The sequence below is a fragment of the Mycobacterium sp. genome (genome assembly GCF_052143115.1).
Taxonomy (GTDB): domain Bacteria; phylum Actinomycetota; class Actinomycetes; order Mycobacteriales; family Mycobacteriaceae; genus Mycobacterium.
This window is the reverse complement of the sequence record NZ_JBKQTQ010000232.1, coordinates 1-21826: the sequence shown is the minus strand read 5'-3', so window position 1 is coordinate 21826 and position 21826 is coordinate 1. Positions and strand designations below refer to the sequence as shown.

Annotated in this window: 24 protein-coding genes and 1 pseudogene; 10 read left to right on the top strand and 15 right to left on the bottom strand. The window is 66.1% G+C overall.

The window, feature by feature from the left end; all coding sequences use genetic code 11:
- Window positions 1–30: 30 nt before the first annotated feature.
- The 3 genes from map to secY are packed head-to-tail and all read right to left on the bottom strand — an operon-like array spanning window position 31 to window position 2701.
- Window positions 31–831, bottom strand: coding sequence for a type I methionyl aminopeptidase (gene map, locus ACLQI9_RS22945; protein WP_442378398.1), 801 nt, complete (start codon window positions 829–831; stop codon window positions 31–33).
- 2 nt (window positions 832–833) lie between these two features.
- Complete coding sequence (locus ACLQI9_RS22940; RefSeq protein WP_442378397.1) at window positions 834–1379, bottom strand: adenylate kinase; 546 nt, start codon at window positions 1377–1379, stop codon at window positions 834–836.
- Complete coding sequence (gene secY / locus ACLQI9_RS22935) at window positions 1376–2701, bottom strand: preprotein translocase subunit SecY (protein WP_442378396.1); 1326 nt, start codon at window positions 2699–2701, stop codon at window positions 1376–1378. Before secY ends, ACLQI9_RS22940 begins: the two co-directional genes overlap by 4 nt.
- Before the next feature lie 377 nt (window positions 2702–3078).
- Here secY and ACLQI9_RS22930 point away from each other — a divergent pair, with 377 nt between their 5' ends.
- Both ACLQI9_RS22930 and ACLQI9_RS22925 read left to right on the top strand, forming a co-directional pair.
- Window positions 3079–4011: a class I SAM-dependent methyltransferase gene (locus tag ACLQI9_RS22930; RefSeq protein WP_442378395.1), complete on the top strand. Its 933-nt coding sequence runs from the start codon at window positions 3079–3081 to the stop codon at window positions 4009–4011.
- 2 nt (window positions 4012–4013) lie between these two features.
- A complete protein-coding gene (locus tag ACLQI9_RS22925; RefSeq protein ID WP_442378394.1) occupies window positions 4014–4934 on the top strand; it encodes a class I SAM-dependent methyltransferase in 921 nt (306 codons plus the stop codon).
- Between the two features lie 11 nt (window positions 4935–4945).
- Here the strand turns inward: ACLQI9_RS22925 and ACLQI9_RS22920 are convergent, their stop codons facing one another.
- Window positions 4946–6301 carry a xylulokinase gene (locus ACLQI9_RS22920; protein WP_442378432.1) on the bottom strand — a complete coding sequence of 452 codons (1356 nt, stop codon included), beginning with the start codon at window positions 6299–6301 and terminating at the stop codon, window positions 4946–4948.
- Between the two features lie 21 nt (window positions 6302–6322).
- Between ACLQI9_RS22920 and ACLQI9_RS22915 the strand changes: the two genes are divergently transcribed.
- Together ACLQI9_RS22915 and ACLQI9_RS22910 are read left to right on the top strand one after the other, a co-directional pair.
- Complete coding sequence (locus ACLQI9_RS22915; protein ID WP_442378393.1) at window positions 6323–7303, top strand: NAD(P)-dependent oxidoreductase; 981 nt, start codon at window positions 6323–6325, stop codon at window positions 7301–7303.
- Entirely contained in the window at window positions 7300–7965 is a 666-nt protein-coding gene (locus ACLQI9_RS22910) for an L-fuculose-phosphate aldolase (protein ID WP_442378392.1), read from the top strand. The genes ACLQI9_RS22915 and ACLQI9_RS22910 overlap by 4 nt, the downstream gene beginning before the upstream one ends.
- A 71-nt stretch (window positions 7966–8036) precedes the next feature.
- Here ACLQI9_RS22910 and ACLQI9_RS22905 read toward each other — a convergent pair whose 3' ends face one another.
- Entirely contained in the window at window positions 8037–8984 is a 948-nt protein-coding gene (locus tag ACLQI9_RS22905; RefSeq protein ID WP_442392245.1) for an SDR family NAD(P)-dependent oxidoreductase, read from the bottom strand.
- On the opposite strand from ACLQI9_RS22905, the gene ACLQI9_RS22900 reads away from it, so the two are divergent.
- Window positions 8974–9615 (top strand): TetR/AcrR family transcriptional regulator, encoded by a 642-nt coding sequence (locus tag ACLQI9_RS22900; protein WP_442392244.1) that lies wholly within the window; start codon window positions 8974–8976, stop codon window positions 9613–9615. The genes ACLQI9_RS22905 and ACLQI9_RS22900 overlap by 11 nt on opposite strands.
- Here ACLQI9_RS22900 and ACLQI9_RS22895 read toward each other — a convergent pair.
- Both ACLQI9_RS22895 and ACLQI9_RS22890 read right to left on the bottom strand, forming a co-directional pair.
- Window positions 9612–10826: a zinc-dependent alcohol dehydrogenase gene (locus ACLQI9_RS22895; RefSeq protein WP_442378389.1), complete on the bottom strand. Its 1215-nt coding sequence runs from the start codon at window positions 10824–10826 to the stop codon at window positions 9612–9614. The genes ACLQI9_RS22900 and ACLQI9_RS22895 overlap by 4 nt on opposite strands.
- Window positions 10823–11608 (bottom strand): SDR family NAD(P)-dependent oxidoreductase, encoded by a 786-nt coding sequence (locus ACLQI9_RS22890; RefSeq protein WP_442378388.1) that lies wholly within the window; start codon window positions 11606–11608, stop codon window positions 10823–10825. The genes ACLQI9_RS22895 and ACLQI9_RS22890 overlap by 4 nt, the downstream gene beginning before the upstream one ends.
- 133 nt (window positions 11609–11741) lie before the next feature.
- Here ACLQI9_RS22890 and ACLQI9_RS22885 point away from each other — a divergent pair, with 133 nt between their 5' ends.
- The 3 genes from ACLQI9_RS22885 to ACLQI9_RS22875 are packed head-to-tail and all read left to right on the top strand — an operon-like array spanning window position 11742 to window position 14531.
- Window positions 11742–12680 (top strand): class I SAM-dependent methyltransferase, encoded by a 939-nt coding sequence (locus ACLQI9_RS22885; RefSeq protein ID WP_442378387.1) that lies wholly within the window; start codon window positions 11742–11744, stop codon window positions 12678–12680.
- 11 nt (window positions 12681–12691) lie between these two features.
- On the top strand, window positions 12692–13609 hold the full coding sequence (locus ACLQI9_RS22880; RefSeq protein ID WP_442378386.1) for a class I SAM-dependent methyltransferase: 918 nt from the start codon (window positions 12692–12694) through the stop codon (window positions 13607–13609).
- 7 nt (window positions 13610–13616) lie between these two features.
- Window positions 13617–14531, top strand: a complete 915-nt coding sequence (locus tag ACLQI9_RS22875; protein WP_442378385.1) for a class I SAM-dependent methyltransferase — start codon at window positions 13617–13619, stop codon at window positions 14529–14531.
- Here ACLQI9_RS22875 and sppA read toward each other — a convergent pair.
- Window positions 14528–16321 (bottom strand): signal peptide peptidase SppA, encoded by a 1794-nt coding sequence (gene sppA / locus ACLQI9_RS22870; protein WP_442378384.1) that lies wholly within the window; start codon window positions 16319–16321, stop codon window positions 14528–14530. The two genes, ACLQI9_RS22875 and sppA, sit on opposite strands and share 4 nt — an antisense overlap.
- 65 nt (window positions 16322–16386) lie before the next feature.
- Here sppA and ACLQI9_RS22865 point away from each other — a divergent pair, with 65 nt between their 5' ends.
- Window positions 16387–17322 (top strand): LLM class flavin-dependent oxidoreductase, encoded by a 936-nt coding sequence (locus ACLQI9_RS22865; protein WP_442378383.1) that lies wholly within the window; start codon window positions 16387–16389, stop codon window positions 17320–17322.
- 253 nt (window positions 17323–17575) lie between these two features.
- Entirely contained in the window at window positions 17576–18808 is a 1233-nt protein-coding gene (locus ACLQI9_RS22860; RefSeq protein WP_442378382.1) for a serine hydrolase domain-containing protein, read from the top strand.
- Here the strand turns inward: ACLQI9_RS22860 and rplO are convergent.
- The 7 genes and pseudogenes from rplO to rpsN form a co-directional block, all read right to left on the bottom strand.
- The gene (gene rplO, locus ACLQI9_RS22855) at window positions 18805–19245 is read right to left on the bottom strand and encodes a 50S ribosomal protein L15 (protein WP_442378381.1); all 441 of its coding nucleotides are present in this window, start codon (window positions 19243–19245) and stop codon (window positions 18805–18807) included. The genes ACLQI9_RS22860 and rplO overlap by 4 nt on opposite strands.
- Complete coding sequence (gene rpmD, locus ACLQI9_RS22850) at window positions 19242–19484, bottom strand: 50S ribosomal protein L30 (protein ID WP_442378380.1); 243 nt, start codon at window positions 19482–19484, stop codon at window positions 19242–19244. The genes rplO and rpmD overlap by 4 nt, the downstream gene beginning before the upstream one ends.
- Before the next feature lie 2 nt (window positions 19485–19486).
- Complete coding sequence (rpsE, locus tag ACLQI9_RS22845; RefSeq protein WP_442392243.1) at window positions 19487–20209, bottom strand: 30S ribosomal protein S5; 723 nt, start codon at window positions 20207–20209, stop codon at window positions 19487–19489.
- A 61-nt stretch (window positions 20210–20270) separates the two neighbouring features.
- The gene (rplR, locus tag ACLQI9_RS22840; RefSeq protein ID WP_442392250.1) at window positions 20271–20639 is read right to left on the bottom strand and encodes a 50S ribosomal protein L18; all 369 of its coding nucleotides are present in this window, start codon (window positions 20637–20639) and stop codon (window positions 20271–20273) included.
- A 41-nt stretch (window positions 20640–20680) separates the two neighbouring features.
- Window positions 20681–21220 (bottom strand): 50S ribosomal protein L6, encoded by a 540-nt coding sequence (rplF, locus tag ACLQI9_RS22835; RefSeq protein WP_442392242.1) that lies wholly within the window; start codon window positions 21218–21220, stop codon window positions 20681–20683.
- Between the two features lie 10 nt (window positions 21221–21230).
- Window positions 21231–21629: a 30S ribosomal protein S8 gene (gene rpsH, locus ACLQI9_RS22830; protein WP_324446952.1), complete on the bottom strand. Its 399-nt coding sequence runs from the start codon at window positions 21627–21629 to the stop codon at window positions 21231–21233.
- 90 nt (window positions 21630–21719) lie between these two features.
- Window positions 21720–21826: pseudogene (gene rpsN, locus ACLQI9_RS22825) on the bottom strand (type Z 30S ribosomal protein S14); the annotation flags it as partial.

Genomic DNA, 21826 nt, shown 5'->3' with positions numbered 1-21826 from the left:
GCGTCCCGGTCGGCCGCTGAGGCTACGAAGCTAGCCGAGGGTCAGAATCCGTGGCCCGTCATCGGTGGCCGCGACGGTGTGCTCCCAGTGTGCAGCACGCGAACCGTCGGCGGTAGTGACTGTCCACTGGTCCTCGAGCACGACCGTCTTGCCGGTTCCCAACGTCAGCATCGGCTCGATGGCCAGCACCGATCCGTGGGCCAGCAGCGGACCGCGTCCGGGAGCGCCCTCGTTGGGCAGAAACGGATCCATGTGCATCTGCCTGCCGATGCCGTGTCCGCCGTAGCCCTCGACAATGCCGAACGCCCGCCCGTAGCGGGCCTCGGCCGCGTGGGTGGCGGTTTCGATGGCGTGCGATACGTCGGTCAAGCGGTTTCCGGGAACCATGGCGGCGATTCCGGCCTCCATCGACTCCCTGGTCGCCTGGGACAGCACTTCGTCGGCGGGGATGAGCCGGCCGACGCCGAAGGTGATCGCGGCGTCTCCGTGCCAACCGTCCAGGATTGCGCCACAGTCGACGGACACCAAGTCACCGGAGGCGAGTGTCTCGCCGCCAGAGGGGATGCCATGCACGACGCGGTCGTTGACCGATGCGCAGATGGACGCCGGGTAGCCGTGGTAGCCGAGGAATGACGGCGTCGCACCCGCTTCGCGGATCACCGATTCGGCGATCTCGTCGAGATGGTGCGTCGACGCCCCGGGAACTGCGGCCGCACGCACTGCCGCCAGCGCGGCGGCGACTACGGCGCCCGCAGCTGCCATCGCGTCGAGTTCGGCGGCGCTGCGCTGCGGCACGACCTTGCGACTGCGCAGCCCCCCAAGGGCGATCACAGTTACTTTCCCAGGGCTCGCAGCGCGCGGGCGAAAACTTCGTCGACCGTGCCGACCGCGTCGACGGTTTTCAGCTCGTTGCGGTAGTACTCCAGCAACGGCGCGGTTTCGTCACGGTAGACGTTCATCCGATTGAGGATGACCTCGTCGGTATCGTCGGCGCGGCCGCGGGCCCTGAGCCGCTCGAGCAACTCGTCTTCGGGAACGCGAAACTCCACCACCGCATCCAGCTGGGTCCCTCGTCGCTCGAGCATGTCGTGCAGCGCTTGGGCCTGCGGCACCGAGCGTGGGTATCCGTCCAGAATGAACCCGTCGCCGGTATCTGGCTCGGTCAGACGGTCGTCGACGAGTTCGTTGGTCAGTTCAGAGGGCACCAGATCACCGGCGTCCAGGTAGCGCTTGGCCTCCAGACCCAGCTTGGTGCCGCTGCTGATGTTGTGCCTGAAGAGCTCGCCAGTGGACAGGTGCGGTATCTGGAGTTTCTCCGCCAACTTGTCGGCCTGCGTGCCTTTACCCGCCCCGGGGGCGCCGAGCAACACAACTCTCATTTAAGGAACCCTTCGTAGTTGCGCTGCATGAGCTGACTCTCAATCTGTTTGACCGTATCCAAGCCGACGCCGATCGCGATCAGCACCGCGGTGCCGCCGAACGGTAGGTTCTGCACCGTTCCCGTGCTGCCGATCTTGAGGAACAGATTAGGCAGCACCGCGATGACGCCGAGGTAAATCGAACCCGGCAGCGTGATCCTGCCGAGCACATAACGCAGGTAGTCGGCGGTGGGCTTGCCCGGCCGGATGCCGGGGATAAATCCACCGAACTTCTTCATTTCGTCGGCACGTTCGTCGGGGTTGAACGTGATCGAGACGTAGAAATACGTGAAGAAGATGATCAGACCGAAATAGATGCCGATGTACACCGGGCTGGCCGGGTTTGACAGGTAGTTGGCAACGAATTTGTCCCACCAGCTGTTGCCCGAGCCGCCGGTGCCGCTGCGGATCAGCTGGGTGATCAGATGCGGAATGTAGATCAGCGACGAGGCGAAAATGACCGGGATAACACCGGCCTGGTTGACCTTCAGCGGCAGATACGTCGAGGTGCCGCCGTACATGCGCCGGCCCACCATGCGTTTGGCGTACTGCACCGGGATCCGGCGCTGGCCCTGCTCGACGAACACCACGCCGACGACGATGATCAGCGCTGCCACACAGACCAAGGCGAACGTCACCCCGCCGCGGCTGTCCAGGATGCTTTTGCCTTCGCCAGGAATACGGGCGGCGATGCCGGCGAAAATCAGCAGCGACATACCGTTGCCGATGCCGCGCTCGGTGATCAGCTCGCCCATCCACATCACCAGTGCTGCGCCCGCGGTCATCACCAGCACGATGACGACCAAGGTGAAGATGCTCTGGTTGGCGATGATGTCCAGGCTGCAGCCCTGCAGCAGACCGCCGTTGGCGGCCAGCGCCACGATGCTGGTGGCTTGCAGGATGGCCAGCGCGATCGCCAGATAACGGGTGTACTGCGTCATCTTGACCTGGCCGGATTGGCCTTCTTTGCGCAGTTCCTCGAACCTCGGGATGACCACGGTGAGCAGCTGCACGATGATGCTCGCGGTGATGTAGGGCATCACCCCGACCGCGAACACGGTCAGCTGCAGTAGCGCACCACCGGAGAACAGATTGATCAGCGAGTAGATCTGGGCCGCTTCCCCGCCGCTGACCTGCGCGATGCACTTCTGCACATTCGGGTAGTTCACGCCCGGCGACGGCACGGTCGCACCCACCCGGTAAAGCACGACAATGCCCAGCGTGAACAGGATCTTCCGCCTCAGGTCGACTGTTCGCAGCGATGAGATGAAAGCCGAAAGCACTCTTCCTCCTGTGCAGCCGGTCTCTGGTCGCGGCATGCCAACGGGGCTGGTCTGACCAGCGTCGGATGGTCCTGCGTCACGCGCCGAGCAATGGCAGGCCAGGAGCTGTCCGGGCGCGTGTCAGACAGTCTACGAGACTAACAGCGCGGGTACCGCTTCCCCGCAAAAGGGTGGCACCCGACGCGTTCACGGGCGTGCCCGCACACAGCAACGAGGCGTAGAGTTTCACCGGCTCTTTACCTTGGCTAAATATCAAGTCGGCGGCGGGTTCGGTCGAAGGGTTTTGCATGACATGTGTGGGCGCAAATGAGTAGGGCACGGTTCGAGGGCGACACCTGGGATTTGGCTTCCAGCTCTGAGCTGAAGGAGGAGTGAACATGGCGCGTAGCGACAGCGATACCTGGGACTTGGCATCCAGCGTGGGCGCTACCGCGACCATGGTCGCCGCCGCCCGGGCGGTGGCCACCGAGGACGCCAACCCGATCATCAACGACCCATTCGCCGCCGCGTTGGTGCGGGCGGTAGGGATCGATTTCTTCACCCGCGTGGTCGACGGACAGGTCACTCCCGCCGACGTCGGCGAAACCGGCAATGCGGAATTGCAAACAGAAACGGACTCGCTGGCGGTGCGCACCCGCTTTTTCGATGAATTCTTCCTCAACGCGGCCGCGGCGGGGATCGGTCAGGCCGTGATTCTGGCCGCTGGCCTGGATGCCAGGGCATACCGGCTGGCGTGGCCGCCCGGCACCGTTGTCTATGAAGTCGACCAGCCCAAGGTCGTCGAGTTCAAAACCGCCACCATGGCGCGACTGGGCGCCGAACCGACGACCGAACGGCGCACGGTCAGCATCGACTTGCGCGAAGACTGGCCGACCGCGTTGCGCGAAAGCGGTTTCGACGACACCAAACCGGCGGCCTGGAGCGCCGAGGGGCTGTTGATGTACCTGCCGCCGGAAGCGCAGGATCGGCTCTTCGACCACATCACCGCGTTGAGCGCCCCCGGCAGTCAACTGGCCACCGAATACCACCCGGATACCGGTCCGACGATGGCCGAACGCGGCCAGGCGATGAACGATCGATGGGCCAATCTGGGCTGCGACGTCGATTTGTCGGGGCTGTTCTACGAGGGCGAGCGGAACAATGTCGCGGAGTATCTCGGCGACCGCGGTTGGCAGGTGGTCGCCCGGGCACGACGGGAGCTCTTCGGCGCCTACGGTCGGCCCTTTCCCACCGACGAGGCACTGGCCGCGTTCCGCAACATCGTCTCCGTCATCGCAACCGCAACTGGCTCGCAAAAAAAGGGAGGGTAACCATGGCCGTAAGCGACACCGGACGACATGACGGCGACAGCTGGGATCTGGCATCCAGTGTGGGCGCCACCGCCACCGCGGTAGCCGCCCGGCGCGCGATGGCGTCGAAGGGCCCGAATCCCCTGCTCGACGATCCCTTCGCCGAACCACTGGTCAACGCGGTCGGGGTCGACGCCTTCATCAGGATGATGAACGGCGAAATCGAGCTGGCCGAAGACGATCCCGCGTTCACCCCGCGGCGGCTGGCCGAGGGCATGGCGGTCCGGACCCGGTTCTTCGACAGCTTCTTCGCCGACGCCACCGCGGCAGGTCTGCGTCAGGCCGTCATTCTGGCCGCCGGGCTGGACACTCGCGCCTACCGGCTGCCATGGCCACCCGGGACCACGGTGTACGAAATCGACCAGCCCCGGGTTATCGAATTCAAGACCCGCACGCTGGCCGATTTGGGTGCGGCTCCGTCCGCCGATCGTAGGGCGGTGGCCATCGACCTGCGCGATGACTGGCCGCAAGCGTTGCGGGACAACGGATTTGATGCTCAGCGGCCGACGGCCTGGATCGCCGAGGGGTTGCTGGGCTACCTTCCGCCGGAAGCACAAGATCGGTTGTTCGACAACATCACCACGCTCAGTTTCTGCGGAAGCCGACTGGGTACCGGCTATGTCCCGGATATCCGCGACCGCATCGCCAAACGGGGCGGAGCGATCAGCGAGCGCTGGCGCCGCCTTGGGTTGGACCTCAACTGGGCCGATTTGGTCTACGACGGCGAGCGTAACGACGCCGTCGAGTACCTGGCCGAGCGCGGCTGGCAGACCACGGTCCACACGACACCAGAGCTGTACGCCGACAATGGTTTTGACTTCCCCGAAGGTCAGACCATGGTCGCGTTCGGCGACATCAAGTATGTGTCGGCGGCGCTACCGTAGAACGTCGGTCGTCAACACACCGGGTCCCCGGACGGCTGTGCACCAAGTTGGAGAAACCGGCGGTAGCGGTCCTCCATCGGGCCCGTCCAGGCCGGATCGGGTTGGACGATGCGCTCGACAGCGGCCCATCGGGCGGCGTCGGTGATCGACGATTCTCGGCCTACCGCCATACGGCTGAGGAAAGCCGCACCCAGCGCCGCTCCCTCGGCCACCCCGGACACCTCCACCGGTCGACCGGTGGCGTCGGCGATGGCCCGCAGCCACGGCTCGACTCGAGTACCGCCGCCGGCGGCCACAATTCGCGAGACTTTCGCCCCACTCAGCTCGATGAGCTGGCGGACGACGAAGCCCGACGCCTCGTAGGCTGCCCGGCGCAGCGTTGCCGCGTCGTGGGTGAGATCCAGGCCGTCGAGCACCCCACGACGGTCGGGGTCGTGAAAGGGCGTGCGTTCGCCGCGTAGGTAGGGCGACCACACCGGCACTCGCCGCGGATCCACCGCCACTGGGTCGCCCGGTCCCAGGACACGGTCGACCCAGCCGAGAAACAGCCCGCCGGCATTGCTCGCTCCGCCGATCTGACTCTTTCCGGTCATGTGCGGGATGGTCCACAGGCCCGGCACCTGCCGCGCCTCGGGGATGGTGACCCAGACGATCAAGGTGGTGCCGCACAGCACCACCACGTCGCCGTCGTCGTCGGCACCGGCCACCATCTGCTCGCACAGGGCGTCGATGGCACCGACCGCCAGCACGGCGCCGGTCGCGCGCAGCCGCCCGGCGGTGACACCCGGTGCTTCGACCCGGGGCATCCGGTCGACCGTCACACCGCGTTCCGCGCAGGCGTCGACGTTCCAGCCGTTGCCGTCGAACAGCGGTGACGCGGTGTAGGCGGTGGGAAAGTCGACGACGGCCTCGCCGGCCAGCGCGTAATTGGCCACCGCCGGTGCAGGCCAGTAGCCGGCCGCATCGGGCGCATGGGTTGCCGTCCAGCGTAGAAATTCGCTGGCCTCCCCCACCGGGAACGGGCCCGCGCCGCCTGGGCTGTCCGTGCCGGCAGCGCGGCCCCGACTGTCCCCGTACAGCAGCCCCGGTGTGATCGGATGGCCGCCGGAATCGACGGCGGTCAGCGATGGCACCATCGCGGAAACGGCCACCGCCAGCGCATCCGGACGCGCCAATTGCTCCAGCGCCGCCAGCGGACCCAGCCGCCACGCCTCGTCGGCGTTGTGCTCCAACCGGTCCGGCGTAGGCACTCGCAACTCGTGGGGGATTCGTGCCCGCGCGACCACCCGACCCTCTTCGTCGGCGGCCACCGCTTTAACGGCGGTGGTGCCGATGTCGATGCCGATTGTGACCTCTTCGCGTGACACGGGCGTCACCGTACGCCAGCATTGGCAGTCGTGACGCGTGCTTTGGTGACGGCCCCGCTGCGTGGCGAGGGGTTTGAGAAGTTGCGACAGCTGGCCGACGTGGTCTACGACCCGTGGATCGAGCAGACCCCGCTGCGTATTTACACCGCCGAGCAACTGGCTGAACGGATCGCCGAGGAAGCCGCCGATGTCGTTGTCGTGGAGAGCGATTCGATCAGCGGGCCGGTGTTCGAATTGGGATTGCGGGCCATCGCCTCCACCCGGGGGGACCCCAACAATGTCGACGTCGCGGGTGCGACAGCGGCCGGGATTCCGGTGCTGCATACCCCCGGCCGCAACGCGGACGCGGTCGCCGAGATGACGCTCGCGCTGCTTTTCGCCGCCACCCGGCAGGTGCTGGGCGCCGACGCCGACGTGCGGGCCGGAGAGATCTTCCGCAACGGCAGCATTCCGTATCAGCGCTTCCGCGCGTGGGAAGTCGCCGGCCAAACAGCAGGGCTGATCGGCCTCGGCGCCGTCGGGCGGGCAGTGCAGTGGCGGATGGCCGGGCTCGGCATGCGAGTCATCGCCTATGACCCGTACAACGACGAGGCCCGGCACAGCCTCGACGAACTGCTCGCCGAGGCCGACATCGTCTCACTGCACGCGCCCGTCACCGCCGACACCACCGGGCTGATCGGCGCCAAGCAGTTCGCGGCCATGCGCGACGGTGTGGTGTTCCTCAACACCGCCAGGGCACAGCTGCACGACACCGACGCCTTGGTCGAGGCGCTGCGCAGCGGCAAGGTGTCCGCCGCGGGTCTGGATCACTTCGTCGGGGAATGGCTGCCGACCGATCACCCGTTGGTTGCGATGCCCAATGTGGTGCTCACGCCCCACATCGGCGGAGCCACGTGGAACACTGAGGCGCGGCAGGCACAGATGGTGGCCGACGACCTGGAAGCCCTGCTGGCCGGCAAGACGCCCGCCCATATCGTCAACCCGGAGGTGTTAGGACCATGACATCCGTGAGATCCGTGGTCAACCCGGAGGCCGCGGTGCTGGCAGCGGCCAAGGACATGCTGCGCCGCGGGCTGGTCGAGGGAACGGCGGGCAACATCTCGGCCCGGCGAGAGGACGGCAACCTCGTCATCACCCCGTCGTCGGTCGATTACTCCGACATGACGCTCGACGACTTGGTGGTGGTCGATCCGGATGGCGGCGTGCTGCACGCCGCCGAGGGCCGATCACCATCGACGGAGATGAAGTTGCACCTGGCCTGTTATCAGGCATTCGACGACATCGGCAGCGTCATCCACAGTCATCCGGTGTGGGCCACCATGTTCGCCATCGCGCACCAGCCGATTCCAGCGTGCATTGACGAATTCGCCATCTATTGCGGCGGCGACATCCGCTGCACCGACTACGCCGCGTCAGGCACGCCCGAAGTGGGCAGCAACGCGGTCAAGGCGTTGGAAGGACGAGCCGCGGCCCTGATCGCCAACCACGGCCTGGTGGCGGTGGGTCCCCGGCCTGACAAGGTGCTGCACGTCACCGCCCTGGTCGAGCGCACCGCTCAAATCGCCTGGGGGGCAAGGGCCCTCGGTGGGCCAGTCCCGATTCCCGACGACGTCAACGCCGGCTTCGCCGGTATCTACAGCTACTTGCGCGCTAATCCGATGTAGCAGTTCAACCCGCGAGCGTGAACGAGGCGACGCGACACGCCGTAAACCCGTCGTGTGATTCACAGTCGGGCTCAGTGCGTGCCGCCCGTCACGCCTTCTTCGGCGACGCCTCGAAGGCCACGGAAAAGTCTCATGCGGTGGATGTTGATCCGATAAAACAGGCCTGGAAACCGGCGGTACAACTGCCAGATGACTTGAACCGCAGTGGGAAATACGACCAGCGGCCGATTGCGGTCCACGCCGCGCAGGATCGCGCGGGCAGCGGCCTGGGCGCTCATCTGAGGCATCAGGTAGTGGGTGCGCCGACTCAACGCCGCCACCTGTTCGCGCGGCATATTGACCACCACCATGTTGTCGTAGATCTTCGTTTTCATGTCACCGGGACATGCCGCGCTGACTTTCACGCCGAGGTCGGCGGCTTCAGCCCGCAGTGAAAGCGAAAGCCCCACGATCCCATGCTTGCTGGTGCAGTACGGAGCATTGCCAGGCTGCGGAACCAGCCCGCTGAGCGAGGAAATGTTGACGATGTGCCCGTGTCCTTGGCGGGTCATCAGCTGATAGGCGTACACCGTGCCATATACAACGCCCAGCAAGTCGACATCGAGCACTCGACGCCACTGCTGCATCGAAAGGTCACGAGAATCCCCGCCGATCGCAATGCCGGCGTTGTTGATCATGTAGTCGACGCGCCCATATTCGGCGACGGTGCTTTCGATCAGCTGCGCCACGTCGGTTTCGTTGGCCACATCGACTCGCATCGCAACTGCCGTCGCGCCGCTTTCCGCCAGACACGCCGCTACCTGACGTGCGGCGTCGCCGTCGATATCGGCAACCACGACCGTCGCGCCTCGACGCGCCAACTCCTCACACAGCGCCTCGCCCAGGCCCATTCCGCCACCGGTGACGATCGCCACCGCGTCCTCAAACCGCTGCATGAGTGATCCTCTGCCGACGAGCTTATTTACATTCGATGTAATCTTATACCAACTGTATACTGTAAGGGGAGCGATGCTGGCCAACGAGATAGGCCTGCGAGAACGCAAGCGCCGGCAGACCAGGCAGGCGATGATCAGCGCAGCCATGCGGCTGTTCGAGGAGAAGGGCTACGAGCAGACCACCGTCGCCGAGATCGCTGTCGCCGCAGGGGTTTCCACCAAAACATTCTTCAACTACTTCGCGACGAAGGATGAGGTTCTTTTCCCTCACCTATCCCGCCGGATCGAGGCAGCAGTCGCACTCATCGAGCAGCGCCGCCCCGATGAACAGATACCTGACGTCGTAGTGGCGGCGATGCAGCACATGCTGGCCGACGCCCTCACCGAGGAAGTCGACGGCGGCCTGGCCGCGGTGCGGCTCCCGATGATCCTGTCCGTGCCCGCGGTCCAAGCGGCTACCCTGCACCGCTACTTTCTGGCCGAAAAACAACTTGCAGAAGCTCTGCACCACGCCTACCAGGACGCAATCGAACCGGCAGCCGCTGCGGCTGTCATCGGCGCAGTCATGGGCGCAGCGATTGCCGCTGCACTCGTTTGCCTGCAAGAAGGCGATACCACCGACCAGCTGCGAGTCGCCGTGGAGCACGCCGTAGACATCGCGATCCGGGGAGTGCGCAACGTGAACAACACACCGTCCCGGCGCGCCGGCGGCTAGCGCTGGTCAAAGGCCACCTTCACCGCGCCGCTTTCGCCCTGGTTGGCGATGGCCAGGAAGGCGTCGCGCCACTGCTCGAGCCGGAAAATGTGAGTCAGCATGGGACGCAGATCAATTCGGCCGTCGACAACCAGGTCCAGGTAGTGCGCGATAGCGTGCTTGCGCTGGCCGTCAACCTCCTCGACCCCGAACGCGTTGCTGCCGACCCAGCTGATCTCCTTGAAGTACAACGGACTCCACTCCCACCGGCCGGGCGCGTGCACACCGGCCTTGACCAGCGTCCCCCGCGAAGCGAGCACCCGCACCCCGACTTCGAACGTTTCCGGTTTCCCGACGGTGTCATAGACGACGTCGACGGCACCGGGGTGTGCCATCGGCAAACCTTGCAGTGGCTGCCACAGCCGGCCGCCGCCCCAGCTCACCAGCTCTTCGATGACGGCCAGCCGGGGCTCGTGGGCCAGCACGACGGCGGCGCCGAACCGGCGGGCCAGCTGCGCCTGGGCAGCAAAACGGGCTACCACTGCGACCGCCACGTCCGGATAGAGGGCCCGCAGGATCGCCACCGCGCACAATCCCAGAGAGCCGGCGCCGTACACCAGGACCCGGCCCGATCGCGGCGGCGGGTGGCGGGTGATGGCGTGCAGCGACACCGAAAACGGGTCGGCGAACATGGCCAACTCGTCCGGCACCGATCCGGGCACCGCGAACAACATGCTGTCGTGGGCCGGCATCAACTCGGCGTAGCCACCGGTCACATCGGCCGACACGCCGGTGTGGATCCCGGGTTTGATGTCGCCGTCGCAAAAGCTCCAGCACAGGCTGAAATCGCCGCTTTGGCAGGCCGGGCAGGGCGGCACGACGCCCCGCGGCCCGCAGGACAGCCACGGGTTGAGCACGACGCGCTGACCCACCTCGAGCCCGCGAGCCTTCGGCCCTACCTCCACCACGTCGGCGACCACCTCGTGGCCCATGACTTGAGGAAACGAGCAGAAGGCCGCCATGGCGTTGTCGGTGTCACCTTCGCCGAAGTCCAGCAAGATCTGCTTGGAATCCGAGCCGCAGATACCGGTCAGCCGGGGACGGGTGATCACCCAATCGTCATGCAGCAGTAGAGGATCCGCCACTTGCTGCAGCGCAACCGGGCTGTGAGTAAGTACGTCGTCGGGCCCCTCGAACGTCTCCGGCGGTACCCCGAACACCAGCGCCTTCATCGCGTTGCCATGGCGGCCGCGCCGGCGATGTAGGCGTCCAGGTCGGCGTTTTTCGCGTCGACTATGCCTTTTAGGGCCATCATTACCGGCAGATAGTGCTCGAACCGGTCGCTGCCCAGCGCCGCGACAATCCCGTCGGCCACCTCGGCGGCCGGCACCTTGGGTCCCTGGTAGAGGGGTTCCTCGCTACCCGGCTGATCCCAGATCTCGGTGTCGACCGGCCCCGGCTCGATCAGCTTCACGCAGACACCGCTGCCATGCAGGTCGACGGCCAGCGCTTCGCTCCAGCCGCAGAGCGCGAACTTGCTGGCGCAGTAGGCGGCCTCGTGGATGATGCCCAGCCGGCCACCCACGCTGGACACGTTGACGATGACGCCGTGCCCGCGTTCCAGCATCCGCGGCAAGACGGCCAGCGTCAGCCGCATCGCCGCGAGGAAGTTGACGTGCATGACGGTCTCGACCTCGGCCGGATCCAGCGCGTCGGCGGCCCGGCGTTTCGGCATTGCGGCGTTGTTGACGAGCACGTCGATACCGCCGAGGTCGTCCCATGCCCGTGACCCCAACTGACCCACCGTCGCGGTTTGGGCCAGGTCAGCTACCCACATCGTCGAGTCCGCCGAGGTTCTGCGGCAGTCCGCCAAGACCTCGGCAAGACGCTCCGAGCGGCGGGCAATCAGTCCCACCACCGCGCCCTGGCCCGCCAGCCGCCGGGCCAGGGCGGCACCTATCCCCGACGACGCGCCGGTGATCACCACCCGCTTTCCTGCTGCCGAGTACGCCATGGCCAAAGCGTGGCGCTAATGGCCAGTTATGACACGGGTTTCGCCAATATGCCTGCATAACTGGCCATTCGGCGGCGTGGTAGGCTCGTTATATTGGCTAAGTAACAACCCGGCTTCTTGCAGAGGGGCAGCGATGGCACGCACCGATGACGACACCTGGGACCTGGCATCGAGCGTCGGCGCGACCGCCACGATGGTCGCGGCGGCTCGCGCGATGGCGAGCAAGACCGAACACCCACTGATCAACGACCCGTTCGCCGAGCCACTGGTTCGGGCCGTGGGCCTGGACTTGTTCACCCGACTGGCCACCGGCGAGTTGACCCCGGCCGACCTCGAGGACGACAGCGACGGTGCTACCGGGGGCGTGCAGCGGATGACCGACAACATGGCGGTCCGCACCAAATTCTTCGACGAGTTTTTCATCGACGCGACCCAACGCGGCATCAGGCAGGCGGTGATCCTGGCGTCCGGACTGGATGCTCGCGCCTACCGACTCCCCTGGCCCAACGGCACCACGGTGTACGAAATCGACCAGCCGCAAGTCATCGAATTCAAATCCCGCACCCTCGCCGAGCTGGGCGCCCAACCCACCGCCTTCCGGCGCGCAGTTGCCATCGATCTACGCGACGACTGGCCGGTTGCGCTGCGCGCAGCAGGTTTCGAAACTGATCAGCCCAGCGCGTGGAGCGCCGAAGGCCTGCTGGGCTACCTGCCGCCCGAAGCACAAGACCGTCTGCTGGACACCATCACCGCGCTCAGCGCGCCGGGCAGCCGGATCGCAACCGAAAGCGGGCCCACCCGTGAACCCGGACACGAAAAGCGGATCAAAGAACGCATGCGGACCGTGTCCGAGCGCTGGCGTAAGCACGGACTCGATCTCGACATGACCGAGCTCGTCTACTTCGGCGACCGCAACGAGGCGGCGGTCTACCTGTTCGACCACGGGTGGCAGATGGCCGGCACCAGCATCCGGGAACTGTTCGCGGCCAATGGTTTACCGCCCATCGAGCGGGACGACTTGCCGTTTGCCGACCGTCTCTACGTCAGCGGCACACTGACCGACAAGAAGTAGGAGGCACCAGCATGACGCACGCCCGCTCCGGAAGATTCGAAGGCGACAGCTGGGACCCGGCATCCAGCGTGGGAGCGACGGCGACAATGGTTGCCGCCTCGCGCGCAATTGCCTCGCAGGGGCCCGACCCGCTGCTCGAAGATCCGCTGGCCGATCCGCTGGTCCGTGCGGTGGGCTTGCCTCCGTTCGTTCGCCTTATCGACGGAGAGGTCAGCCTGGATGACGACCCGGCTCTGAACCGCAGAACGCGGATTGAGCAAATGGCTGTGCGGACAAGGTTTTTCGATAACTTCTTCATCACCGCCACCGAGTCCGGCATTCGGCAGGCGGTGATCCTGGCTTCTGGCCTGGACACCAGGGCCTACCGCCTACCGTGGCCGGCGGCGACGGTGGTCTACGAGATCGACCAACCGCTGGTAATCGACTTCAAGACCAACACCTTGGCAGATCTCGGCGCCAACCCGACCGCCGAGCGCCGCACGGTCAGCATCGATCTCCGTGAAGATTGGCCAACGGCATTGCGGCAACAGGGTTTCGACGTGAACCAGCCGGCTGCGTGGAGCGCCGAAGGGTTATTGCCCTACTTGCCCCCGGAGGCCCAGGACCGATTGTTCGATAACATCACTGCGCTCAGCGCGCCGGGAAGTCAACTCGCCACCGAGCACATCTCCAACCCAGACGCCTTCTCCGCGGAAAGCGTGCAGCGCATCAGCGAGCGATGGCAGCGCGCCGGTTTCGACCTCAACGCGGCCGACCTGTTCTATCAAGGCGAGCGCAGTGTCGTGATCGACTACCTCACCGGCCACGGCTGGCAGGTGGTCGCCCATCCGGCCCCGGAGCTCTACCAGCGCAACGGATTTACCTTCCCGGAAGACGAGTCGATGGCGTGGTTCCGGAACATGAGCTACGTCGCTGCCACCCTAGGATAGGGTTGCCGTGACGCGCACGGATGACGACAGCTGGGATTTGGCCTCCAGTGTGGGCGCGACCGCGACGATGATCGCCGCCGGCCGCGCGATGGCGAGCAAGACCGAGCATCCACTGATCAACGATCCGTTCGCCGATCCGCTGGTCCGCGCTGTCGGGTTGGACTTTTTCGTGAAGATGATCGACGGTTCGGTCGACTTCTCGACGACCGAAAATGCATCGTCGGCACGCAGGGAAGCAATCATCAACGGAGTCGCGGTGCGCACCAAGTACTTTGACGATTGCATGCTGGCGGCTATGGACGCGGGTGTGCGTCAAGTGGTCATCCTGGCCTCCGGCCTGGACTCCAGGGCCTACCGGTTGAACTGGCCGACCGAAACTGTGGTCTACGAGATCGATCAACCGCAGGTGATCGAGTTCAAGACGACCACGCTGGCAGATCTGGGCGCCCAGCCAACCGCCACGCGACGCACCATCCCCATCGACCTGCGCTCGGACTGGCCGGCGGCACTGCAGGCCGCCGGCCTGGACGCGGCAGCACCGACGGCGTGGCTGGCCGAAGGTCTGCTGATCTACCTGCCGTCCGAAGCCCAGGACCGGTTGTTCGACAACATCACCGCTATCAGCGTGCCGGGCAGCACGATCGCCACCGAATACGTGCCAGGCCTCAAGGATTTGGACGCCAACCGTGTTCGCGAGATATCCGCGCTGTTTCGCGAGCAAGGTGTCGACATCGATATGCCGTCACTGGTTTACGCTGGCGAGCGCAGTCATGTCATCGACTACCTGCGCGCCAAGGCATGGGACATCGTTGACACCCCTCGTGCCGAGTTGTTCAACCGCAACGGATTTGAACTTCCCGCCCCCGAGGATGACGAACCGCTCGGCGAGATCATCTACGTCAGCGGCACACTCGCCGGTTAGAAACGGGACTCTCCCAGCCACAGTACGCTGGCACCGCTCAACGTCCGCTCGGCCTGTTCGATGATTCCGGCCACCGACTGGCCGATCAACGCGCCCAATGCATCCGGGAACGATGCGGCCGTCGGCTGTGAAGACGGGCGTGGCCGCAGGAAGTCCCACAGCGACGAGCCCGGATAGCCGACAATGCGGACTTTGGCGTCTTCGTCCAAGCCCGCCAACACCTTCGCACGACGCACCGCAGTTCGCACGCCGCCGAGTTCGTCGACCAAGCCGTGCTCGAAGGCGTCGGCACCGGTCCAGACGCGTCCCCGGGCAACCGCCTCTACCGCCTCAGTACTCAGGTTGCGGCCCTCGGCGACCCGCTGCACGAAGTCGGTGTAGAACAGGTCCGCTTCGGCCTCGACCTGGGCGTGCTGCTCGGGGGTGAACGGTGCGTTGATCGACCAGGCGTCGGCGTTGGCGTTGGTGCGCACCGCATCCGACCCGACGCCCAGTCGGCCCTTCAGGTCCCGGGCGACCAGCTTCCCGGTCACCACGCCGATCGAACCGGTAATCGTGCCGGGGTTGGCCACTATCGCGTCGGCGCCCATCGAAACGTAGTAGCCGCCGGAGGCGGCGACCGCGCCCATCGAAGCCACCACCGGCTTACCGCGGTCGCGTGCCTTCTTCACCTCCCGCCAGATGGTTTCCGACGCGGTGACCGAACCGCCCGGGGAGTCGACGCGCAGCACGATCGCGGAGACCGAGTCGTCGGCGGCTGCCTCCCGCAGCCCCGCCGCGATGGTATCGCCGCCGGCACTGGAGTTGCCGAACGGCAATACTCCTCGCCCGCCACGGCCGCTGACGATGGGACCGGCAACGGTGACGACGGCGATTGTTGACCTGGGTTTGCGGCCCGGCACCGATGGCAGCACTGATCCGCTCGGCCCGGTCGCGCGGGCATAGCGGCTCAGGTATAGCCGCGGCGGCGCGTTGTCGCCGTCGGCGTCGCCGGTTTCAGGCGAAATCTTCTCGGCGCCAACAAGTTCTGCGATCCGCGCATATGCCTCGTCGCGGAAGCCGATGTGATCGATGAGCCCCGCGGTCACGGCGTCTTCGCGCAGCAGCGGCGCGCGGTCGGCCAGCGCATCGAGGGAGTCGTGGCCGATCTTGCGCGAGTCAGCGACCGCCTGCCATACCTGGGCGCGCAAGCTCTCCAGCCGGCGGGTGTCGGCTTCTCGGTGGGCGTCGGTGTAACGGTCTTCGGTGAAAAGGTTTGCCGCCGACTTGTATTCACCGCGCGCGATGAACTGCGCTTCGATGCCGGCCTTCTCCAGCGCGTCGCGCAAGAACAGGGCATTGGTGGCGAAACCGATCAACCCGACGGTTCCCGACGGCTGCATCCACACTTCGCCGAACGCCGACGCCAGGTAGTAGGACAGCGTTCCCGGATACGTTTCGGCCCACGCCAGCGACGGCTTGAGCGCGGTGAATGCGGCGACGGCTTCCCGTAGCTCCTGGACCGGCCCCGCCGCGGCCGCGGGAAGCTGCACACGCGCGATCAGGCCGGCAACCCGCGGATCGTCGGCGGCCCGGTGCAGCGCGGACACGGCTTCGCGCAGCAGCAATGGCCGGCCGCCGCCGCTGACGATCGCCAGCGGGTCCAAGCCGCCGGCTTCCGGCGGCGTGGCGCGCAGGTCGAGTTCGAGCACGCAGCCCTTGGGCACGCCGTGGTGGCGGGCGGTGTCGACGCGGCGAGCCAAGGCGCGTACCTCGTCGACACCCGGCGGGTCGGGCAGGAAGGCAAACATATGTTGAGCCTACCGATGAGCGGCGGCGCCCCGCGGCGACGGCGTGCGGACCGTACGGTGGTGGGGTGCGATTCTCCATCTCCATCCACCAACTTGACCCGGCCGGTGCTGGAGGGCTAGCCGCGGCCGGCCTGCGCGACTACCTGACTCGGGCCGAGGAGCTCGGTTTCGAGGGCGGTTGGGCGCTCGAACAGACCGTCGGGGAAGCGCCGCTGTTGGCGCCGCTGGAGCTGCTGGCGTACGCAGCGGCCTGCACCGAGCGGCTGCGGCTGGGCGTGGCCGTGCTGGTCTCGTCGCTGCATGACCCGCTCCAGCTGGCCTCCTCGGTGACCGCGGTGGATCGGCTCAGCCACGGCAGGCTGGACGTCGGTGTGGCACCTGGCGGCGGCTTCCGCCAGTTCGCCGCGTTCGGGGTGGACAAAGCTACCTACATCAGCAGCTTCACCGAGGGTCTGGAGTTGATGAAGGCGGCGTGGTCTGACGAGCCGCGGGTGACGTTTCAGGGCCGATTCCGACAGGTTGACGACCTGCCGATCCAGCCGAAACCCGTGCAGCGGCCGCATCCGCCGATCTGGTTCGGCGGTCAGGCCCCCAAGGCGCTCGCCCGCGCGGTGCGCCACGGCGACGCGTTCCTGGGTGCGGGTTCGTCGAGCACCGCCAAGTTCGGCGAGGCCGTGAAAACGGTGCGTCAGGAGCTGGTCGAACAGGGCAGAGATCTCGCGCACTACCGGATCGGCAAGCGCGTTTATCTGATGATCGATGACGACCCGGCCAGGGCGCACGAACGCGTTCTGACCGGGTTACACCGCATCTACGGCGCGATGCCCGGCATCGAGGCGGTGCCAGTGTCCGGCACGTCCGACGACGTCGCAGCCGGATTGCGCGAAGTCATCGACGCCGGCGCCGAAATGATCCTGCTCAACCCGGTCGGCCGCGACCTCGCAGAGGATCGCGAGCAGATGGAACGCCTTGCCGCAGAAGTGATTCCGCAGCTCCGGTAAACGCCGAGCTGAGCCACCACATGCACCACAGGAGTATCCGCACAGGGCGGATGCAATATTTGCCCGCCTAATGGGATTCGACCAGGGCGTCAGGCACGGCAGTCGGCGAATTCGCTCGAAGGCGGGCAAATCATCGTGCCTGCCGCGCGGAGACTTATGTGGCAGATGTGACTGCCCAGCGTGCCCGGCGCCGCCGCACGCTTAACGTCGGCAATCGCACGCCGCGTAGCGGCGGTCGCGATATAACCAATCAATGGTTCTCAAAGTCACCGTGTCGCCGGACCTGCTCGGCGGAGACGTCGACGAGGGTTATGGCAAGGTCGCCGATGCATTTCGCGCCAACTTCGCGTCCGGCCACGAGGTCGGCGCCGCGATCGCTGTCTATCGCAACGGCGTCAAAGTGGTCGACCTGTGGGGCGGCTACCGCAACGGCATCACCAAGGCGCCGTGGCAGCGCGACACCATGGTCAACATGTTCTCAACGACCAAAGGTATTGCCGCCCTTGCGGTTGCGTCGGCTGTGTCGCGCGGATTGTTCGGCTACGACGACAAGGTAGTCGACCACTGGCCAGAGTTCGCACAGGCTGGCAAGGCCGATGTGACCATCCGGCAACTGCTGGGCCATCAGGCCGGACTGTGCGTGCTGAAACCAGCGCCGACCGTGCGGGATGTCGCCGACCCGGCGAGTCTTTCGGCGATGCTCGCGGCTCAGAAGCCGGCGTGGACACCGGGCACCCGGCACGGGTACCAAGCGGTCACGCTCGGTTGGTACGAATCCGAGCTCATCCGCCGGACCGACCCGGCCGGCCGTACACTGGGCCGCTTCTTCACCGACGAGATTGCCGGGCCGATGGGGCTCGACCTGCATATCGGACTGCCGGATTCGGTGCGGCGCGACCGGCTAGCGCACCTGCACCACTGGTCACGCGCAGAATCCCTACTGCACCTCAACGCCCTACCGGCCACCCTCGTCGCCACGTCGCTCAACCCGGTCGGACTGCTCGCCCGTGCTGGTCGCCTTCCGAGCGACGTGAACCCCTGGGCCGGCGACTACAACCGCGACGAGGTGCGCGCCATCGAGATCCCGTCGGCCAACGGGATCGGGACAGCCGGCGCCGTCGCGCAGCTCTACGGTGCCGCCGCGATCGGAGATGCTGCGTTGGGCCTGACGCCAACCGTGCTCGACGAGCTCATGGCCGTGCCCACCTCGCCGAGCCGCGGGCTGCGGGACCGGGTGCTGCACGTCGACGTCGTCTATTCGCTGGGATTGTCAAAGCCGGTGCCACTGTGTCTGTTCGGGTCGTCCGACAAAGCTTTCGGCACACCAGGTTTCGGCGGCTCGTTTGGCTTCGCCGACCCCGACACCGGAACCGGGTTCGCCTACGTGATGAACCGGCTGGGTTTTCACCTGTGCAGCGATCCCCGAGAACTCGCGGTGCGCCAAGCACTGTTCCGCGATGTGCTGGGTGCGCGCCCGCAAGCCTAGAGCTCGGTAGCCGAGCCGCCTGCGGCGGTGATCTTCTCGCGTGCGCTGCCGCTGAAATTGTGAGCGGTGACGTCCACCTTGGCGGTCAGCTTGCCGTCGCCGAGGACCTTGACGAGCGAGTTCTTGCGCACCGCGCCCTTGGCCACCAGCTCGTCGACACCGACAGAGCCGCCCTTGGGGAACAACCGATTGATGTCCCCGACGTTGACGATCTCGTATTCGGTGCGGAACCGGTTGCGGAAGCCCTTGAGCTTGGGCAGCCGCATGTGAATCGGCATCTGCCCACCCTCGAAGGTCACTGGCACGTTCTTGCGTGCCTTGGTGCCCTTGGTGCCGCGGCCGGCGGTCTTACCCTTGGAGCCCTCACCGCGACCGACGCGGGTGCGCTTGGTTTTCGAACCGGGCGCAGGCGCCAGGTCGTGCAGTTTGATCGTCATTTGGTGTTACCTCCAGTCGCCGAGTCGGCCGGCTCCACCTCAACGAGGTGGCGCACGGCCGCAATCAGCCCGCGGGTCTGCGCGTTGTCCTCGCGGATGACCGAATGGCGAATCCGTCGAAGTCCCAAGGTGCGCAAACTCTCTCGCTGCTTCCAGCGGGCGCCGATCGTGCTGCGCACCTGGGTGATCTTCAGCTGAGTCTGTGATGCTGCTTTTGCTCCGCCTTTTTCTAAGGCCATGGTTATGCCGTTCCTTCACGTGCGGTGTTGGCGCTGGCGGCCAGCCGTTCGCTTTCCCGCCGGGCACGCAGCATGCCGGCCGGGGCGACATCCTCGATCGGCAGTCCACGGCGGGCGGCCACCTCCTCGGGCCGCTGCAGAAGCTTGAGCGCAGCCACCGTGGCGTGCACCACATTGATAGCGTTGTCGCTGCCCAACGACTTGGCCAGAATGTCGCGCACGCCAGCGCACTCCAGCACCGCTCGGACAGCACCGCCGGCAATCACGCCGGTACCGGGGCTGGCCGGACGCAACAGGACAACGCCCGCGGCGGCCTCACCCTGCACCGGATGGGTGATGGTGCCGCCGAGCAGCGGCACCCGAAAGAAGCTCTTACGCGCCTCCTCGACACCTTTGGCGATCGCGGCCGGGACTTCCTTGGCCTTGCCGTAGCCGACGCCGACCATCCCGTTGCCATCACCGACGATGACCAAAGCGGTGAAGCTGAATCGCCGACCACCCTTGACCACCTTCGAAACACGGTTGATGGTGACGACCCGTTCCAGGTAGTTGCTCTTGTCGCCGTCGCGGTCGCGACCACCGCGGCCGCCACCATCCCGACGGCCTCGGCTCTCGCGTGTGTCACGGCCTTCGCCGCGTGTGTCACGGCCCTCGCCCCGAGTATCACCGCTGCGCGCAGCGGTCCCGGTCGCCTGGCCGGCTGTTCGAGCCGGTTGCTCCGCCATTATGCGGTCCTTCCAATCTCGTTTGAGAAGTCGTTTGAGAAGTCGAAATCAATGCTTGCCATCAGAACTTCAACCCACTCTCGCGCGCGGCGTCGGCCAGTGCCGCGATCCGCCCACCGTAGGTGTAGCCCCCTCGGTCGAACACCACCGTTTCGATACCGGCGGCCTTGGCCCGCTCAGCGATCAGCTGGCCGACCCGCACACTGTGTGCCTTCTTGTCACCGTCCACGCCTCGCACGTCGGCCTCGATCGACGAGGCGGCCGCCAGCGTGGTGCCATTGAGATCGTTGACCAGCTGTACGTGGATGTGCCGCGACGACCGGTGCACGACCAGCCGCGGACGCTCCGGCGTGCCCGAGATCTTCTTGCGCAGCCGCGCGTGCCGTCGCAGCCGGCCCTTCCGCCGCGCGGCGGATACGCTCTGGCCCACCGGCCCTGGCGCGGCGGTATCAGTTTTTGATTGCGCCATGACTACTTACCTGTCTTTCCGACCTTGCGGCGGATCTGTTCGCCCTCGTAGCGCACGCCCTTGCCCTTGTACGGGTCTGAGCGGCGCAGGCGACGGATGTTCGCCGCGATCTGGCCGACCTTCTGCTTATCAATCCCGGAGATCGAGAACTTTGTCGGTGACTCGACCGCGAAGGTGACGCCTTCCGGCGCTTCAATGAGCACGGGATGGCTGTAACCCAGCGCGAACTCGAGGGTGGAACCCCTCAGCTGCACGCGATAGCCGACGCCGAAGATCTCCATCTTGATGGTGTAACCCTGTGTCACCCCGGTCACCAGGTTGGAGACCAGGGTGCGCGACAACCCGTGCAACGAGCGGTTGTGCCGCTCGTCATCGGGACGGGTGACCACGATGGCGCCGTCCTCATTGCGTGCCACGGTGATCGGTTCGGCGACCTTCAGGTCCAAGGTGCCCTTGGGCCCCTTCACCGAGACGTTCTGGCCGTCGATCGCCACATCGACCCCGGTGGGGATCGGAATCGGCTGCTTACCAATGCGCGACATGGTTACCCCCTCACCACACGTACGCGAGGACTTCGCCGCCCACGCCCTGTCTGGCTGCCTGACGGTCGGTGAGCAGGCCCGAAGAGGTCGAGATGATCGCTACCCCAAGGCCGCCGAGCACCCGCGGCAGGTTGGTGGACTTGGCGTACACCCGCAACCCCGGCTTGGACACCCGCCGCAGACCGGCGATGCTGCGCTCCCGGCTGGGCCCGTACTTGAGCTGAACGACCAACGCCTTGCCGACGCGTGCGTCTTCGGTGCGGTAGTCGGTGATGTAACCCTCCCGCTTGAGGATCTCGGCGATGTTCGCCTTGATCTTCGAATGCGGCAGCGTCACCTCGTCGTGAAACGCCGAATTGGCGTTGCGCAGACGTGTCAAAAAGTCTGCGATCGGATCCGTCATCGTCATGACAGCGGTGTTGCCTTCCTCGCAGTGGTTCCCGATCCGGGCCTGCTGCGCACCTGTTTTCGGTTTGGTCTCGTCGGGTCGTAGCCGGTGTTACCAGCTGCTCTTCTGCACGCCGGGCAGCTCGCCGGCGTGCGCCATCTCTCGCAGGCAAATCCTGCACAGCCCGAACTTGCGGAGCACCGCGCGCGGGCGGCCGC

Coding starts and splice junctions, on each gene's coding strand:
- ACLQI9_RS22940 (WP_442378397.1), bottom strand. CDS start 1,379: ATGAGAGTTGTGTTGCTCGGCGCCCCCGGGGCGGGTAAAGGCACGCAG.
- ACLQI9_RS22930 (WP_442378395.1), top strand. CDS start 3,079: ATGGCGCGTAGCGACAGCGATACCTGGGACTTGGCATCCAGCGTGGGC.
- ACLQI9_RS22925 (WP_442378394.1), top strand. CDS start 4,014: ATGGCCGTAAGCGACACCGGACGACATGACGGCGACAGCTGGGATCTG.
- ACLQI9_RS22910 (WP_442378392.1), top strand. CDS start 7,300: ATGACATCCGTGAGATCCGTGGTCAACCCGGAGGCCGCGGTGCTGGCA.
- ACLQI9_RS22900 (WP_442392244.1), top strand. CDS start 8,974: ATGCTGGCCAACGAGATAGGCCTGCGAGAACGCAAGCGCCGGCAGACC.
- ACLQI9_RS22895 (WP_442378389.1), bottom strand. CDS start 10,826: ATGAAGGCGCTGGTGTTCGGGGTACCGCCGGAGACGTTCGAGGGGCCC.
- ACLQI9_RS22890 (WP_442378388.1), bottom strand. CDS start 11,608: ATGGCGTACTCGGCAGCAGGAAAGCGGGTGGTGATCACCGGCGCGTCG.
- ACLQI9_RS22885 (WP_442378387.1), top strand. CDS start 11,742: ATGGCACGCACCGATGACGACACCTGGGACCTGGCATCGAGCGTCGGC.
- ACLQI9_RS22880 (WP_442378386.1), top strand. CDS start 12,692: ATGACGCACGCCCGCTCCGGAAGATTCGAAGGCGACAGCTGGGACCCG.
- sppA (WP_442378384.1), bottom strand. CDS start 16,321: ATGTTTGCCTTCCTGCCCGACCCGCCGGGTGTCGACGAGGTACGCGCC.
- ACLQI9_RS22860 (WP_442378382.1), top strand. CDS start 17,576: ATGGTTCTCAAAGTCACCGTGTCGCCGGACCTGCTCGGCGGAGACGTC.
- rplO (WP_442378381.1), bottom strand. CDS start 19,245: ATGACGATCAAACTGCACGACCTGGCGCCTGCGCCCGGTTCGAAAACC.
- rpmD (WP_442378380.1), bottom strand. CDS start 19,484: ATGGCCTTAGAAAAAGGCGGAGCAAAAGCAGCATCACAGACTCAGCTG.
- rpsE (WP_442392243.1), bottom strand. CDS start 20,209: ATGGCGGAGCAACCGGCTCGAACAGCCGGCCAGGCGACCGGGACCGCT.
- rplF (WP_442392242.1), bottom strand. CDS start 21,220: ATGTCGCGCATTGGTAAGCAGCCGATTCCGATCCCCACCGGGGTCGAT.
- rpsH (WP_324446952.1), bottom strand. CDS start 21,629: ATGACGATGACGGATCCGATCGCAGACTTTTTGACACGTCTGCGCAAC.